Below are 15,008 nucleotides of genomic sequence, written 5' to 3'. Positions count from 1 at the left end.
ATAAAATGACAGCTATTTTTATAAATATTTTTATGTGGTATTAGACTCTAAAAATACCTCCAACAGCAATAATACGCTGGAAGAAGAAGAAGTCTTGAGAAGCTTTGTCAGCACTGCTTGTTGTAGTTCTGATGTCCTGCATATTGATGTAACCTCCTTTTAACTCTCCCTGAATATAGAAGTGTTTGAAAAAAGTAATATTAAGACCCGCTTTTGCAGAAACACCGTAACCAGAAATATGAAAATCATCATGACGTTCTTTGCCCAAAAGCGTAGTATTAGTTTTTGGATACAAAAGACCGGCTCCCAAACCTTCGGTTAAGTTAATCTGAACTTTATCAATATTTGGTAATCCAAACCATTTTGAAACATCATCAAATCTAGAGACCTCAGTATTAACATAATTCAAACCATCAGTATGCTCATAAATTAAAAATGGAACTGTAGTGCTACCTGGAGGCATGCCACCTTCCTCAGCTCCACCTTGAGACATATCTACGGGTCTGTTATTGTATTCTCCATTATAAATATGACCAGGGTCATCTGCAGGTAAATTGATATTTCCGTTTACGTTTGCAATTTGATTCTGTGTCATTACATATTTCATGTGGTCAACACCAATTGTAACACTATAATGATCACTGAAAAAATAACCTAATCTCAAATTAGTTTGAGGAATAGTCATATTTACTGGATTGATATAATCTACATGCCATCCTTTCGGTTTGTCATGAGCTGCCATATTCTCAACTGTAAAGTTGTAATCTTTACCTCTAAAGTTTACATCAGATTTTGAGTAACTTTCTCTATTACCACCCCACATAACAAAGAATTTTCCTTTATTGTGAGCAGCATATTTTTGTACTGGTATTTCTTCCTGAGCAAATGTGTTTAAAGAAACACAAGCCAGTAAGAAAAATAAAAATTTTGTTTTCAAAGAACTTAAGTATTATAAATTAAAATGCGTTAACTGTTTTTCTGATAGCAACTAACTTATTCATCAGACCTTCAAAATAGTCTAAATGAAGCATATTGGCACCATCACTTTTTGCGTTAGCGGGATCAAAATGTGTTTCGATAAAAATCCCATCAACACCAACTGCAATACCTGCTTTAGCTACTGTTTCAATCATATCAGGTCTTCCGCCAGTAACTCCAGCTGTCTGATTTGGCTGTTGTAAAGAATGTGTTACGTCTAGAACTGTAGAAGCATATTGCTGCATAGTAGGAATTCCTCTAAAATCTACAATCATGTCTTGGTAGCCAAACATAGTACCTCGATCTGTAACCATAACATTTTCGTTATTACAGTCTAAAACTTTTTGAACAGCATGTTTCATGCTTTCAGGACTCATAAATTGTCCTTTTTTTAAGTTTACTGTTTTTCCAGTGTTGGCAGCAGCCACAACAAGATCAGTTTGACGAACTAAGAAAGCAGGAATTTGTAGCACATCTACATATTGTGCCGCCATATCAGCATCTTCATTTGTATGAATATCTGTTACTGTTGGAACATGAAAAGTTTCTGAAACTTTTCTTAAGATTTTTAATGCTTTTTCGTCGCCAATTCCAGAAAAACTGTCAATTCTAGAGCGGTTTGCTTTTTTAAAAGATCCTTTAAATACATAAGGAATCTGCAGATTGTCGGTAATGCCAACTAATTTTTCAGCAATTCTAAGAGCCATTTCTTCTCCTTCAATAGCGCAAGGTCCTGCTAATAAAAAGAAATTTCCGCTGTCAGTATGCTTAATTTGTGGAATATGTTGTAAGTTCATAAAATTATTTTTTTGCAATGCAAAGGTAGTCATGATTTATGAATAGCAGATGAAGATTTAAGATTATTTTAAGAACTCGAATAGCTGGCTAGGAGCTTAGTAGAATTAACAAATTTCTAAAATTTATAAATGCTTTTTCCGAGGCAATATTAAAGCAAGGAAAGAAACTGATAAATGACATTTATCATGTTCTGAAGTTTTGCAGTTTAATATTGGTTTTAGTTTTGGCTAATCTATCCTTTTGATCGATTCTCTCTCCATTTTTTAATCAAAAATTGAATAATGATTACTATTATCAGAATAAAAAAGAAAGAGAAACAAGCTACCGCAATTCCAACGAGTGGCATACCACATCGCACAGGATTTGGCTCATAAAGTTTTGTAAGATTATAATCAGCAATATTAAATGCTGCGAAAGAGTGGACGATTTGCAGGACAAAATTGATCCAAGAAATTCGACTGAGTTTTAATGAAGCAGGTTTATAGATAGAAAATGTTCCCAATATTACTTGTGATAAAACTGGCAAAATAATAAGCAACAATGGCAATATATTAAGCATAATCTTAGTTTGAGGACATTTATTTCAGCCTCAATCCTAGAGGAACCATTAAAATCCCTTTTTCATAAATATTCAAATACAGTTTTACTGGTTTTTTTTGTCCTTCCCATTTCAGTTCATAAACATTCAAAAATCCAGCCCCCATATTACTCCTTTTAGTAGGAAATGGGCAACAGGTTTCTAACCTAGAATACGTTATTTTTTCGCCATTTGGACCAGCCAAAGCGTTTAAGAAACGAGTTTCGTTTAGAGCTTCGTTATTTGTATTTTGAAAAAATATGTTAATTGGATAATCAGGATCATAACCGTACTTTTTATCTTTAGCAAATTGTGTTATAGCAAAAGTGTTGTCCTTTTTCAAAATCAAATCTGGTGCGTTGTCGTCGACATTTTTTAAAGTCGATTTTGTGCTTACGCAAGAAGAAACACTGATTAATAAAACAATTAAAAAAGCTATTTTTTTCATGGTTAAGTTTATTGGATAATTAAACTGTTTGTTCTGTTGTTTTCGGATTTAGTTTTAAAGTACCAACTACAATCAGATATTGTGCCAGAAGATAAGTCAGCATAATAAAAAAGGAACTTTTAGGAATTGGCGCATAAAATTTATTCATTGCCAAAATACTGTCTGAAATAATAAAGAAAATTGCGCCTAAAAACACAAGTTGATTTCCTGGTTTTTCCCATACCAAAAATCCGTTGAAAGCAAATAAAAGCATAATTGAAATTACAGAAGCATAAATAGAAACAGGAATTTCAAGTTCTCCTAAATATGGCATTAGAAAAGAAATCATTCCAATTAAGTAAAATGCAATTAATACACTGCCAGTTATAAAAAAAGGTTTATTCTGTTTTTTTCTAATTCTTTTCTGTTTATTAAAAAGTATGCAATACACTACGTGTGCTGAGAGAAAAAATATTAGTCCTAAAATAAAGTAAATTTCGCCAAGGTCTGTAAAAAGTAAAGTAACATCTCCAAGCCATGAAAGCGCAAGTGCCGCCAATAGAATGTTCTGAGTGGGAAATTTTCTGTAAAAATAAGCTCCAAACCCAATAATTGGTATTAGAATGGGTTTAAGAAAAAGATCAAAACGTTCGTGGCCAGTGAGCAGAATAATGAGATAAACCATGCTAAATGCCAGATAAATTTTAAAAAAAGATGAGTTTCTCATAATAGGGGTTATGAATTGGTATATTGGTTTTGGTTGGTTTTAAAGTCAAAATTAACAAAATAAAGCGTTGTTAAAAAAGATAAAATTAGGTAAGTAAAAATAATATAATTGCTAATCGGAATTGTACGATTTAAACCAAACCAATCTCCATAATAGCCAATAATGCAAATTACAATTCCCAATCGGATACCTTCCCATAAAAGAGCAAACCGATTTTTGTCCATTAATTCTGTATAACTATATATGGTTACAAAAATAAAAAAGCCGTAGATAAAGATGTTTGGAAGACCAATTTTGGCAATATTCTCAAACAAATAACTTACAAACAATAATGTTATCAGCATTTGAATAACAGACCAATAAATCAGTTTTTGAGAATTCTGCGTGCCATATTTTTCAAAATTAAAAACATTTTCAATTTTGTTTACTGGAAATTTTTCTTCAAAATTTTCAGGACGCCAGCCAGTTGGTTTAAACCAAATAGTAAGTTTGTCTTTCCATTTTGGTGCTCGCCACGCATCTTTTATTAATAAACTTAAATGTTGAAAATTTATCTTTATAGGATTCCAAGTATTGGCAGGTCTTGTAATCCCGAAAACAGGAGGTACATTGTCTAATTCTTCTTGAAAAGTACCAAAAAGTTTGTCCCAAAAAATAAAAATCTGCGAGTGGTTTTTGTCCAAATATTCTGGATTAATGGCATGATGTACACGATGATGGGAAGGAGTTACCAAAATATGCTCAACAAATCCCATTTTCTTGATATGCTTTGTGTGATACCAAAATTGTAAAAATAAATGAATAGGCAGTGTTATTGCAATTACAGAAGCAGGAACGCCCAACAAAGCTGCAGGAATCAATAAAAAGGTAAACAAATTGACCAAACTTGCAATGGGTTGGCGCAATGCACAAGCGAGATTAAATTCTTCGCTGCTGTGATGAATGGCATGTTTGTTCCAAAGAAAATTAATCTGATGCGCCAAACGATGGCTCCAATAACCATAAAAATCAATTACAAAAAATGCAATGCAGTAGGAGAGAACATTCGCTTCTAAATGCTGTAATGCAATTTTAGAAACTAGCCATTCGTAGGAAAGAAAAGTTACACTCAGACCCAAAACATCTTTTACCGAATTGGTAATGCCAGAGCTTATGCTGGAAACGCTGTCTATTAATGGAGCTGTGTCGTTCTTTTTGTAAATGCCGTAAATTTTTTCAATGATAATCAAGGCTAAAAAAATCGGCATTGCAATAATCAATATCTTTCCATATTCTTCCATAAAAAATGCATTCAATTTCGTTCAAATATATAATAAAATCGAATGCATTTTGAATTATTTATAATTAAACCGTTATGATTGTATTATTAATTCAAAATGAGGATACAAATTATTGAGGTTCAAAAGGATATTTTACTGGATGATATTTTACTGTTTTGGGATTTTTTATATTAAATCGTACATTTTCTTTAATAATCTGAAACGAGTCGTATTTTAATTCCAATTGAATTTGATTGTCCGAATTTACTACTCCGTATTTATTGTTTTTCTTCACAACAAACTCTCCTGTGCCGTAAATTTCTGTAATCACATCATATTCTGCCGGAATTGCTATTGTATTGTTATTGCTGTAAACACCAAATTTATCTTTGTTTTTAAAAATTTGATAATTGCTCTTTGAAAACCCTCTAAAAATGGAATTATTCTTTACAAACCCATCTACAAAGATTTCGGTTTCAGTGTAGCTATTGTTTTCGATTGTGAGAATGTACTTTTTAGAGTTTTTTACAGCAAAAATTTTGTTTTGGGCAGCGCTATAAAAATCATAATCTTCAGGAATTATAATTTCACCTTTTACAGAAAACAATCCGCCTTTATTTTCTGCATTGGTTGTTATATAGTAATTAGAAAAAGGATCAATGTATTTGTATGATATCGGAATGATTTCCTTTTCCTGATAAGGATTTACAATGCCTTGCAAATTGTTTTTATAGGCAAAATAATGATTTTTGAATGAAATACTGTCTCTAGAAAAAACACCGTAAACGTTATCATAAACTAAAGGTTTCAAAACAGAATCTTTTTTATCGACTAGACCATTTTTTTCATTGTTTTTTACAATATAAATGGAATTTGACGGATAAATTTCATCATACTTACATTCAATTTCATATTGACCATTCGAATTTATAATTCCTTTTTTCTTCGTTAATGTATTTAAAATAAGAAAAGCATCTTGATCAAGTATTCTCTCAAACTTATGATTTTTAATAGTATTTAAAACGGTATTTCCTAAAGTATCGATTATTAAAGTGTTTTTGTTTTGAAGCGTAACAATCGATCTTTTATGCTGGAAATACTCAATATCAAAAGCCTGAAAATTGGTGATTTGTTTTCCTTCAGCATTAAATAAATCAATGCTATTCTTATTTTGGACAAATAAAATAGCATTGCTACCCATTATATTCTCATATTTAATCGGCAGAATGATTTTATTTTTCAGGTCAATAACTCCGCTTTTGTTGTTTTTTGAAACTCTTACCAGATTATTTCCTAAGTAAAAAACATCTTCATAATCAAAGGGAATTATAATATTGCCTTGCAAATCAATAAATCCTCTTTTGAATTTTTTATTGACATAAATGCCAGCTTCAAATGTGTTTTTAAGATCTTTTCGATTATGGATGTATTGATAGTTGGGCTTTATAACCACATTTCCGAGAGAATCAATTAATCCCATTTTTCCTTTAAAAGTTCTAAATGCAGCATAATTGTTTTCAAAACCATAAACATATTCGTAAGTTTTATTTTCTGTCAATTGCTTGCGAAAAGGCTCAAATTTTGCTTGCCCTTTTGAGATAAAAGAAAATAACAGAATCATTAAAAGAAAGATATTTCTCATAATTTTGAATTAATACAAATAAAAACGCATTCTCTTCAATTCTAGTATAGAATAAAACAGAATGCGTATTAAAATTATCAGATCAATTAAACAATTTCGGCGCTGAGTCCAGCTTCCAAAAGTTGTGTGCATTGAGGTTTAAGTTTTTCGATCGGACCAGTTTTTACAGTGCATTTTCCATTGTAGTGAACAATTAAAGAACATTGCTCGGCTTGTTCAGCCGTATGGTCACAAACACGCATAAGAGTATCAATTACGTGATCAAAAGTGTTTACATCATCATTATACACAATGATCTCGTTATTAAAAGCTATGGCTTCTTTTTCGCGAACTCTTTCTCTTACTTTTTCTTTAGTACTCATATTGTATGGTTTTTGTACTGAATTGATTATCAGTATCTAATTTACGTATTTTAAAGATACCCAGTTGTTTCTTTGAAGCTTTTTAACATAAGTTAAGCCTTTTTCCACGCAAGAAGCATCAATAAACGGAATATCTTCTTCGTAGAAACCGCTAAAAAGAATAATTCCTTTTGGGTTTAAAGCATCAACATAAGCCTGCATATCATTTAGCAAAATATTTCTGTTGATATTGGCAATGATTAAATCGTATTTTTTGCCTGCCAATAATGCCGCATCGCCTTCATAAACGCTAATGTGTTTGCAATTATTGCGTTCGGCATTTTCGATAGAGTTAAGGTAGCACCAGTTGTCAATATCAATGGCATCAATTGGTTCAGCGCCTTTCATTTCTGCTAAAATGGCTAAAATAGCAGTTCCGCATCCCATATCAAGTGTTTTTAAACCTTTTACATCCATTTCCAATAAATGCTGAATCATCATGTGAGTGGTTTCATGATGCCCAGTTCCAAAACTCATTTTTGGCTCAATTACGATATCAAATTCAGCATCAGTTTTTTCGTGAAAAGGCGCGCGAACGTGGCATTTTCCGTCAACATCAATTGGTTCAAAATTCTTTTCCCATTCTTCGTTCCAGTTTACCTGATCGATCTCTTCAATTGTATATTCAATTTTAAACTCTTCAGATTGCAAAATGTAGATATCATCTAGAATATTTTCATCCCATAAATCTTTCTTCACAAAAGCCGAAATTCCGTTTTCTGTTTCTGTGAAACTTTCAAACGCTTTTTCGCCCAATTCAGCCACTAAAATTTCAGAGCCTAATTCTTTTGGCTCAATTGTAAAATGATATCCTAAATAGATGTTTGACATAAATAAAAATTTTTGCAAAGGTAATCCTTAAATTATAAATTTTCAATTTAAAAATTCCAAATTCCAAAACGAAAAAACCATTCGCATCACGAATGGTTTTTTGTAAAATTTAAAATTTAAAATTTAAAATCTAAAATTAGATAGCGGTTACGATTGCTAAGAAATCGTCAGCTTTTAAAGCTGCACCTCCAATTAAACCACCGTCTACGTCTGGTTTAGAGAAAATTTCTTTAGCGTTTTCTGGTTTTACAGAACCACCGTATAAAATAGAAACTTCATCAGCGATATCAGCTCCGAAAGCTTTACGGATAGTTTCTCTGATGAATTCGTGCATTTCTTGAGCTTGTTCTGGCGAAGCAGTTTCTCCAGTTCCGATAGCCCAAACTGGCTCATATGCTAAAACAATTTTAGACCAAGATTCTTTTGCAATATGGAAAACTCCATCACGCAATTGGTTCTCAACAATATTAAAGTGATTTCCAGATTGACGGTCTTTTAATTCTTCTCCAAAACAGAAGATTACTGTCATGTCATGTTTTAAAGCTGTATCCACTTTATTTGCGATTAAAGCATCAGTTTCGTGGAAAATAGCTCTGCGTTCAGAGTGACCTAAGATTACTGTATTAACGCCAATGCTTGTTAACATATCTGCAGAAATTTCTCCTGTAAAAGCACCACCTTCAGCTTGGTGAACGTTTTGAGCAGAAACTCCAATAGTTGTATTTTTTAATTTAGCCGCCGCTGCTTGTAAGTTTACAAAAGTTGGCGCAACAATTACTTGTGCATTTGTTTTCGCTGGAATTTTAGCAATTAATTCGTTTAATAACTCTTCAGTTTGCGCTGCATTTTTATGCATTTTCCAGTTTCCTGCAACAATCGATTTTCTCATTTTGGTAGTTTTATATTATTTTTTTGTTTTTTGTTTGAAATGTTGTGGTTGAAAAATTATTTCAATGATTGTAAAGTAGAATTGATTTTCTCAAAATCAGTTTCAATTGCACGATAAAGCACAATTTTTCCAGTTTTGTCAATTACGATGTATCTTGGAATCCAGTCTAAGTCAATAGCTTTTCCGAAAAGGCCTTTCATACCATCGTTCATCATGTAATGATCGCCTTTATTTAACTCATGTTTTTCAATTCCAGCTTTCCATTTATCAGCTGTTTTATCAGCCGAAATGAATAAGTAAGACACATCAGGATTATTAGCTTGCAATTCTTTTAATTTCGGCATTGCTTTCACACAGTCACCACACCAAGAAGCCCAAACTTCGATTACTAAAGTTTTACCCTTATATTTTTTTAAGATGTTTTTGAAAGTAACCTGACTTCCATCAGTGGCCAGTAGTTTCTCGGATAAAGCCTCTTTAGAAAAAGCTGTTTTCTGAGCTTGTGTGCAAGAAAAAGAAATAAATGCAATTACGGCTAGGACTAATTGTTTCATATTTTATTAAAATTATTTTTTATTAGGGTACTGAATTCACAAAGTTAAACAAACAAATCGAATGCCAATTGTAGATTAACAAAATTTGAAGAGTCGTTTATTTTGTAACAAAACGGTGTTTTTTGGTTGAAAAAAGCGTTTTGAAATCGTAATAGTAGAGACGAAAAATGGTGTTTTTTTCTAACGGAGGTATTTTGCAAATAGAAAAATGATAAAAATTTTATTTTTAGAAAAAGATTTTAATCAAAAAAACGTCAGATTACAATGAAAAAAGCCTTCAATAAAATCAAAATTATCGAAGGCTTCCTTTATGTTTTTGAATGCTTAATTTAATTCATAATTACCATTTGCCCATTTTTTGCTTGGAGCAATCCAGTTGTCTGCAGCTTTGTACAAAAAGCCATGTTTTAGCCCTGTGTTAAGTTCAATTTCTTTAAAATGATCTATTTTGCATTTAGAAGTTTCTTTTCTTTTAATGGCAGAAACACCATAAATATCTGATTTTTCATAAATGGTTAAAATATTACCGCAGAAATTGATATCTGGTATTTCTTTAATATCAGAATCTCTGAAACAGCCAATGAAAACAAAATTCACATCTGGATTGGAGAGATAAGTAGAGACATATTGCGCAATATAACCGCCTTTTGAAGTTCCAATAACAGTAATGTGGTTTGGCTGAACTCCTTTTTTTATTAATGCTTTTATCTGTTTTACAATCTTTTCGGCATAATCAGCAGCATTTGTGTTTTTCTTTCTTTTTTCACTAAAAACAATAAAGTTATCTTTTCTAAAAGATTCTAAAATCTCATTGTATTCTGCTTTACCATATTCGGGATGAGCTACATTTAGATCGTTTTCTTCAACAAATTTGTTATGAAAAAAGAAAATATAGCGTTGGTCTTTGCTGGTAGTTTTTTCCTGGCTAAATGCGTAATTTAAAAGAAAAATAAAGAAGAATGTAAAGAGGATTTTTTGAAATGAACTCATAAAAGTTTTTTTTGGTTTAATTGATTTTAACAAATATATAAACTTAATATTCGCTTTAATATTTTTCTTACGTCTTTGTTGCGGAGTTTTTCAAAGAAAAACGCCAATTCAAATGAATTGGCGTCCTTGAACATTTATATTTTTTGAAATATTATAATTTCAAATTATCAACATCATTGTAATGCACTTTTTGAGCGATAGTTCCGTCATGAACCACAACAATGCTTGGATTTGCTCTTTCAACAGTTTTTAAAGCCGTTCCGTCGCAGAAATAGAAATCGATGTCTAGAGTATAGTCTTTTTTCGCTTTAGCAATTTCATCAGCTCCAGAAGCCGTCATTCCGATTACTTTGTAACCTTTGTCTTTTGCATCTGCCGTGACTTTAGCTAATTTTTTCATTCCTTCTGGATTTGATAAATTCAAATCGTAAGTTACATAGATTAGCAATTTAGGCTCTTTTAATAATTCTTCTTTATAATCAGAATCATCTTTTGTCATGGTAAAATCATGAATTGGCGGAATGTATCCTTCTGAAATTACTTTATCTTTTCTATCAACGAATACTGCTCCTTCCGGAATATTCATTAAATCTTTTTCTGTAAATTCTTTATCAACACCATTTACTTTGTAGATAAAAATCATTTCAACAACCGATTTTGGAGCACCTTCTGGAATTTCCATTCCTTTCTCGATGTTTGTTCCCACTTTATACGGACGGAAATCTTTGATCGGATTGTGGTTGATAACCCAAACCGCCATCAATACACAAAGAATAATACTAATCAATACGATAATATTGGTAACCAGTTTAGAAAATAAAGGTTTAACTAGTTTTTTATTGATGAATAAAATCAAGATAAAGAAAAGTAAAACAACATCTTTTGTGAATGACTGCCAAGGCGTTAAGTGTAAAGCATCTCCAAAACAGCCGCAATCTTTTACTACATCAAAATAAGCAGAATAGAAAGTAAGGAATGTAAAGAAGACAATTAAAAGCAATAATGCCCAAATCGTTAATTTTGATTTATATCCAACCAAAAGCATTACTCCTAAAACTACTTCTAAAATTACCAAGAAAATAGCTAATCCTAAAGCTAATGGCTCTAAGAAAGGCATATTGAAAACTGGCTCGCTAAAATATTCAGCTAATTTATAAGAGAAACCAACAGGATCGTTTAGTTTTATTAATCCAGAAATGATAAATAATACACCGACAAATAATCGGGAGAATTGAGTAATGATGTTTTTCATGGCAAATATTTAGGGTTTTAACTCCAAATTTGTAACTCCCAAACTCCAATTTTAAAGTTGGAATTTGGGATTTTATTTTTTTGAAATTTTATTTATTTATAGGATTTAAAATCAATGCAAATACAGAATAATTGATCATGTCCTGATAATTGGCATCAATTCCTTCAGAAACTATGGTTTTACCTTTGTTGTCTTCAATCTGTTTTACACGAAGAATTTTTTGCAAAATCAAGTCAGTTAAAGAGCTTACACGCATATCACGCCAAGCCTCTCCGTAATCATGATTTTTGGCTTCCATTAAATCTTTGGTCAGTTTTACTTTAGCATCATATAATTCAGTTGCTTTTTCAACGTCAAGATCCGGCTGATCTACAACGCCCAATTCTAACTGGATCAAAGCCATGATGGAATAATTGATGATTCCGATAAATTCTCCTTTTTCGTCTTCATCAACTTTACGAACATCATTCTCTTGTAAACTTCTAATTCTTTGTGCTTTTATGAAAATCTGGTCAGTCAGCGATGGCAATCTTAAAATTCTCCATGCACTGCCATAATCTTTCATTTTATTGATGAACAAGGTTCGGCAAACCTCTATAACATTATCAAAATCTTGGGAAGTATTCTTCATTTATATGCTGTATATTTGCTAAAATTTCTTCAAAAATAAGGATTAAATTAAAGAGTTTCAAGTTTCAGGTTTTCTTTGTTTCAAGTTTTTTCTAAACAAAGTGTTAATGGAACTGAAATTTAAAAAGTTTAAAGTTTCATGTTCCATGTTTCAAGTTCTCTAATCGCGCAATCTGCATCAACTTGAAATCTGAAACCTGAAACAAACAAAAACAAACAAAACGATGACAATAAACTGTAAAGGCGAACTTATAGATTTGTCGATTCCTAAAGTAATGGGAATCCTAAATGTAACGCCAAATTCTTTCTTCGATGGAGGAAAATATAAAAATGAAGACGAAATTATTTCTCAAGTTGATAAAATGCTTTCAGAAGGAGCGACATTTATCGATATTGGAGCTTATTCTAGTAAACCAAGTGCAGAATTCGTTTCAGAACAAGAAGAAATCGACCGAATTGTTCCGGCAATTGAATTGATTTTAAAGCATTTTCCGAAAACATTATTATCAATTGATACTTTTAGGGCTGAGGTTGCAAAAGCAAGTATTGAAAGTGGTGCAGCGATTATAAACGATATTGCAGCGGGAGAACTGGATGATAAAATGTTTGAGGTAATAGCAAAATATAATGTGCCTTACATCATGATGCACATGCGAGGAAATCCGCAGACAATGCAGAGTTTGACAGCGTATGAAGATATTGTCAAAGAAATGCTTTTCTATTTCTCAGAAAAAATAAAAAAGGCCAGAGCTTTAGGAATTAACGATTTGATTTTAGATCCAGGTTTTGGTTTTGCAAAAACAACCGATCAGAATTATGAAGTGATGCAAAAGATGGAGCTTTTTAATTTGTTGGAATTACCCGTTTTAGCAGGAATTTCAAGAAAATCAATGATTTATAAAACACTAGATATTACGCCGCAAGAAGCTTTAAACGGAACAACTTTTCTAAATACAGTTGCTTTGATGAAAGGGGCAAAAATTCTTCGTGTGCATGATGTGAAAGAAGCTGTGGAATGTGTTACTTTGTTTAATAAAATGAGTTTCGAATAATATTTAACGATCGTTTTGTCATTCCGAGGAACGAGGAATCACACTCGAAACTCGACAAAGATTGGCGAATTTCTGAGAGGAAATACTAGTGTGATTTCTCCTTCGTCGAAAGGACATACTTTATCTAAAATGAATTATAAATTATGAAATACTTCACTTTAATTATCGCTTTATTTCTTTTCTCTTGCGGAAAAAAAGAAGATGTTTTACTTCCAAAATCAAATGTCTCAATTGTAAAAGACGTACAAGATCATTCACCAATTTACATCTTTTTTAAAGTTGAAGGAAAAGACACAATCGCCGATTTAAACCGAAAAAGTGCCATTATTTCAACAAATTGGATTTTTAATATTGACAAGCGTCTTCCTTTGAAATTAGTGATTCCGCAAGTAATGAAAATGCAGGACAAAAAGCGAAATGAGAAAATGCATCAAAATGAAGAATCTGAAAACTATTATTCGTATGCAGATTCTGTTGGAAAGAATTTAGCTTTTCTGCCTTTCACGAAAGTGTTTTATAAAACAGAAAGACCTAAAATAGGAAATTTTGTAGTTTACTTTAAAAAGGGAAAACAACAGGTTTTTATGGGAAATAAGGAGATAAAAATATCAGAAATATTAAAACAATTCTATAGTATAAAGTTTGAAAAAGTACCAGATTTGGTGTTTTTATTTGATAAGGATATGAGTTATGGAGAGTACATTCAATACAAAATCCTATTGCAAAAAGAGGTAACTTATAATCTCGATAGACTTCCAGTAGAATTTATTTTTTAATACGTTAACATAAAAAAACGAAAAGCCTTTCTGATTCAAGAAAGGCTTTTTTAGTTTTAGAAATTTAATAACCACCGCCTCCGCCACCGCCGTCTCCGCCAGAAGTGCCAGTTTTTGTCAGAGTACCGCTAATTTCGCCATTAGGATAAGCAGTAGTGTGTAAGTTAACATAATAATGATTGGCCATCAGCTCGGTAATTTGCGCATCAGTCATAGAACCAGACACAGATATTGGAGAGGTAGATACACTGGCATCAGGAAACGGAATAACAATTACGTCGTCTGCTGCATGTATATGTCCATGTATTGGTGTTAGGCCTGAAAAATTCACTTTAAGATCAAATGTTTTGGCAGTCTTATTTAATTTAAGTGTTGCACTACCAGAAGCTGAAGAAGTTGCGCCTGTAACTGGGGTCAAATTAGCAGTAAATGTGATAATTACTGGTGTGTAATTGTCGTTGTTGTCATCGTACCCATTGGAGCACGAAATTCCAATTAAAAGCAATAGTAGGATTGCCGAAAGGCGAAATAAAGATTTCATAATTATATGCTTTTTAGGTTAAAAGAGAGGTTTAAAAAACTATAATTATTAAATTTTATTAAGATTTAATAAATCACTATAAATTTACGATTTTTATTTTTGATTTGTTTGTTTTTGTGTTTAAAATGCTTGTTTTTAGTGTTTAGTGTTTGTGCGACTTGAATTTTGTAAAACTTGGAGAGAAGATTATTGATGATGATAAGGTTCGTTTCGTAAAATCGTAAATCCGCGGTACAATTGTTCTATAAAAAATAAACGAACCATTTGGTGCGAAAATGTCATTAGCGAAAGCGAAACTTTTCCCTGAGCTTTTTTATAAACGGTTTCAGAAAAGCCATAAGGGCCTCCAATTACATAAACCAAGGTTTTTACACCAGAATTCATTTTCTTTTGCAATTCTTCTGAGAAACCAACGCTGGAGAATGTTTTTCCGTTTTCATCTAATAAAATCAATTGATCGGTTGGCGAAAGTTTAGAAAGGATTAATTCGCCTTCTTTTTCCTTTTGCTGACTTTCAGACAGGTTTTTTACGTTTTTGATGTCGGGAATAATCTCCAATTCAAATTTGATGTAAAATGACAAACGCTTAGTATAATCGTCAATCAGAGTTTGAAGCGATTTATTATCTGTTTTGCCTATGGCGATGAGTTTGATGTTCATTGTTTTTTCTTTTAGCCACAGATT

17 protein-coding genes are annotated in these 15,008 nt (G+C 31.9%); 2 read left to right on the top strand and 15 right to left on the bottom strand.

Annotated elements, in window-relative coordinates:
• Positions 1–40: 40 nt before the first annotated feature.
• From ABXT06_RS20615 to ABXT06_RS20555, 13 genes are all read right to left on the bottom strand, one after another.
• Complete coding sequence (locus tag ABXT06_RS20615) at positions 41–937, bottom strand: hypothetical protein (RefSeq protein ID WP_354592420.1); 897 nt, start codon at positions 935–937, stop codon at positions 41–43.
• A 19-nt stretch (positions 938–956) separates the two neighbouring features.
• On the bottom strand, positions 957–1,775 hold the full coding sequence (gene kdsA, locus ABXT06_RS20610) for a 3-deoxy-8-phosphooctulonate synthase (protein WP_111376987.1): 819 nt from the start codon (positions 1,773–1,775) through the stop codon (positions 957–959).
• A 579-nt stretch (positions 1,776–2,354) separates the two neighbouring features.
• Positions 2,355–2,801 carry a 2-dehydro-3-deoxyphosphooctonate aldolase gene (locus ABXT06_RS20605; RefSeq protein ID WP_177210046.1) on the bottom strand — a complete coding sequence of 149 codons (447 nt, stop codon included), beginning with the start codon at positions 2,799–2,801 and terminating at the stop codon, positions 2,355–2,357.
• Between the two features lie 19 nt (positions 2,802–2,820).
• The gene (locus tag ABXT06_RS20600) at positions 2,821–3,507 is read right to left on the bottom strand and encodes a lysoplasmalogenase (protein ID WP_354592419.1); all 687 of its coding nucleotides are present in this window, start codon (positions 3,505–3,507) and stop codon (positions 2,821–2,823) included.
• A gap of 8 nt (positions 3,508–3,515) precedes the next feature.
• On the bottom strand, positions 3,516–4,787 hold the full coding sequence (locus tag ABXT06_RS20595; protein WP_354592418.1) for a sterol desaturase family protein: 1,272 nt from the start codon (positions 4,785–4,787) through the stop codon (positions 3,516–3,518).
• A gap of 109 nt (positions 4,788–4,896) precedes the next feature.
• Complete coding sequence (locus ABXT06_RS20590; protein ID WP_354592417.1) at positions 4,897–6,408, bottom strand: WG repeat-containing protein; 1,512 nt, start codon at positions 6,406–6,408, stop codon at positions 4,897–4,899.
• An 86-nt stretch (positions 6,409–6,494) separates the two neighbouring features.
• Positions 6,495–6,770 carry an ATP-dependent Clp protease adaptor ClpS gene (locus ABXT06_RS20585; protein ID WP_095927736.1) on the bottom strand — a complete coding sequence of 92 codons (276 nt, stop codon included), beginning with the start codon at positions 6,768–6,770 and terminating at the stop codon, positions 6,495–6,497.
• Positions 6,771–6,806: 36 nt separating this feature from the next.
• A complete protein-coding gene (gene prmA / locus ABXT06_RS20580; RefSeq protein ID WP_008462980.1) occupies positions 6,807–7,640 on the bottom strand; it encodes a 50S ribosomal protein L11 methyltransferase in 834 nt (277 codons plus the stop codon).
• A gap of 136 nt (positions 7,641–7,776) precedes the next feature.
• Positions 7,777–8,529, bottom strand: a complete 753-nt coding sequence (gene tpiA / locus ABXT06_RS20575; RefSeq protein WP_354592416.1) for a triose-phosphate isomerase — start codon at positions 8,527–8,529, stop codon at positions 7,777–7,779.
• 56 nt (positions 8,530–8,585) lie between these two features.
• Positions 8,586–9,083, bottom strand: a complete 498-nt coding sequence (locus ABXT06_RS20570; RefSeq protein ID WP_354592415.1) for a TlpA family protein disulfide reductase — start codon at positions 9,081–9,083, stop codon at positions 8,586–8,588.
• Positions 9,084–9,407: 324 nt separating this feature from the next.
• Complete coding sequence (locus tag ABXT06_RS20565; RefSeq protein ID WP_354592414.1) at positions 9,408–10,073, bottom strand: alpha/beta hydrolase; 666 nt, start codon at positions 10,071–10,073, stop codon at positions 9,408–9,410.
• A 151-nt stretch (positions 10,074–10,224) separates the two neighbouring features.
• Complete coding sequence (locus ABXT06_RS20560) at positions 10,225–11,325, bottom strand: BT_3928 family protein (protein ID WP_354592413.1); 1,101 nt, start codon at positions 11,323–11,325, stop codon at positions 10,225–10,227.
• Positions 11,326–11,413: 88 nt separating this feature from the next.
• Positions 11,414–11,956 carry a DUF1599 domain-containing protein gene (locus ABXT06_RS20555; RefSeq protein ID WP_354592412.1) on the bottom strand — a complete coding sequence of 181 codons (543 nt, stop codon included), beginning with the start codon at positions 11,954–11,956 and terminating at the stop codon, positions 11,414–11,416.
• Positions 11,957–12,179: 223 nt separating this feature from the next.
• On the opposite strand from ABXT06_RS20555, the gene folP reads away from it, so the two are divergent.
• A complete protein-coding gene (gene folP / locus ABXT06_RS20550; protein ID WP_354592411.1) occupies positions 12,180–13,007 on the top strand; it encodes a dihydropteroate synthase in 828 nt (275 codons plus the stop codon).
• 143 nt (positions 13,008–13,150) lie between these two features.
• On the top strand, positions 13,151–13,783 hold the full coding sequence (locus ABXT06_RS20545; RefSeq protein WP_354592410.1) for a hypothetical protein: 633 nt from the start codon (positions 13,151–13,153) through the stop codon (positions 13,781–13,783).
• A gap of 64 nt (positions 13,784–13,847) precedes the next feature.
• Here the strand turns inward: ABXT06_RS20545 and ABXT06_RS20540 are convergent, their stop codons facing one another.
• Entirely contained in the window at positions 13,848–14,324 is a 477-nt protein-coding gene (locus tag ABXT06_RS20540) for a CHRD domain-containing protein (RefSeq protein WP_354592409.1), read from the bottom strand.
• A gap of 186 nt (positions 14,325–14,510) precedes the next feature.
• Positions 14,511–14,984 (bottom strand): 23S rRNA (pseudouridine(1915)-N(3))-methyltransferase RlmH, encoded by a 474-nt coding sequence (gene rlmH / locus ABXT06_RS20535; RefSeq protein WP_354592408.1) that lies wholly within the window; start codon positions 14,982–14,984, stop codon positions 14,511–14,513.
• Positions 14,985–15,008 lie beyond the last annotated feature (24 nt).

This window comes from Flavobacterium sp. UW10123, from assembly GCF_040538975.1.
Taxonomy (GTDB): Bacteria; Bacteroidota; Bacteroidia; order Flavobacteriales; family Flavobacteriaceae; genus Flavobacterium.
This window is presented reverse-complemented; position numbering and strand designations above follow the sequence as displayed.

Excerpts from the sequence above, each read along its gene's own strand:
- kdsA (WP_111376987.1), bottom strand. The coding sequence starts at position 1,775 with ATGAACTTACAACATATTCCACAAATTAAGCATACTGACAGCGGAAAT.
- ABXT06_RS20605 (WP_177210046.1), bottom strand. The coding sequence starts at position 2,801 with ATGAAAAAAATAGCTTTTTTAATTGTTTTATTAATCAGTGTTTCTTCT.
- ABXT06_RS20600 (WP_354592419.1), bottom strand. The coding sequence starts at position 3,507 with ATGAGAAACTCATCTTTTTTTAAAATTTATCTGGCATTTAGCATGGTT.
- ABXT06_RS20595 (WP_354592418.1), bottom strand. The coding sequence starts at position 4,787 with ATGGAAGAATATGGAAAGATATTGATTATTGCAATGCCGATTTTTTTA.
- ABXT06_RS20590 (WP_354592417.1), bottom strand. The coding sequence starts at position 6,408 with ATGAGAAATATCTTTCTTTTAATGATTCTGTTATTTTCTTTTATCTCA.
- ABXT06_RS20585 (WP_095927736.1), bottom strand. The coding sequence starts at position 6,770 with ATGAGTACTAAAGAAAAAGTAAGAGAAAGAGTTCGCGAAAAAGAAGCC.
- prmA (WP_008462980.1), bottom strand. The coding sequence starts at position 7,640 with ATGTCAAACATCTATTTAGGATATCATTTTACAATTGAGCCAAAAGAA.
- tpiA (WP_354592416.1), bottom strand. The coding sequence starts at position 8,529 with ATGAGAAAATCGATTGTTGCAGGAAACTGGAAAATGCATAAAAATGCA.
- ABXT06_RS20570 (WP_354592415.1), bottom strand. The coding sequence starts at position 9,083 with ATGAAACAATTAGTCCTAGCCGTAATTGCATTTATTTCTTTTTCTTGC.
- ABXT06_RS20565 (WP_354592414.1), bottom strand. The coding sequence starts at position 10,073 with ATGAGTTCATTTCAAAAAATCCTCTTTACATTCTTCTTTATTTTTCTT.
- ABXT06_RS20560 (WP_354592413.1), bottom strand. The coding sequence starts at position 11,325 with ATGAAAAACATCATTACTCAATTCTCCCGATTATTTGTCGGTGTATTA.
- ABXT06_RS20555 (WP_354592412.1), bottom strand. The coding sequence starts at position 11,956 with ATGAAGAATACTTCCCAAGATTTTGATAATGTTATAGAGGTTTGCCGA.
- folP (WP_354592411.1), top strand. The coding sequence starts at position 12,180 with ATGACAATAAACTGTAAAGGCGAACTTATAGATTTGTCGATTCCTAAA.
- ABXT06_RS20545 (WP_354592410.1), top strand. The coding sequence starts at position 13,151 with ATGAAATACTTCACTTTAATTATCGCTTTATTTCTTTTCTCTTGCGGA.
- ABXT06_RS20540 (WP_354592409.1), bottom strand. The coding sequence starts at position 14,324 with ATGAAATCTTTATTTCGCCTTTCGGCAATCCTACTATTGCTTTTAATT.
- rlmH (WP_354592408.1), bottom strand. The coding sequence starts at position 14,984 with ATGAACATCAAACTCATCGCCATAGGCAAAACAGATAATAAATCGCTT.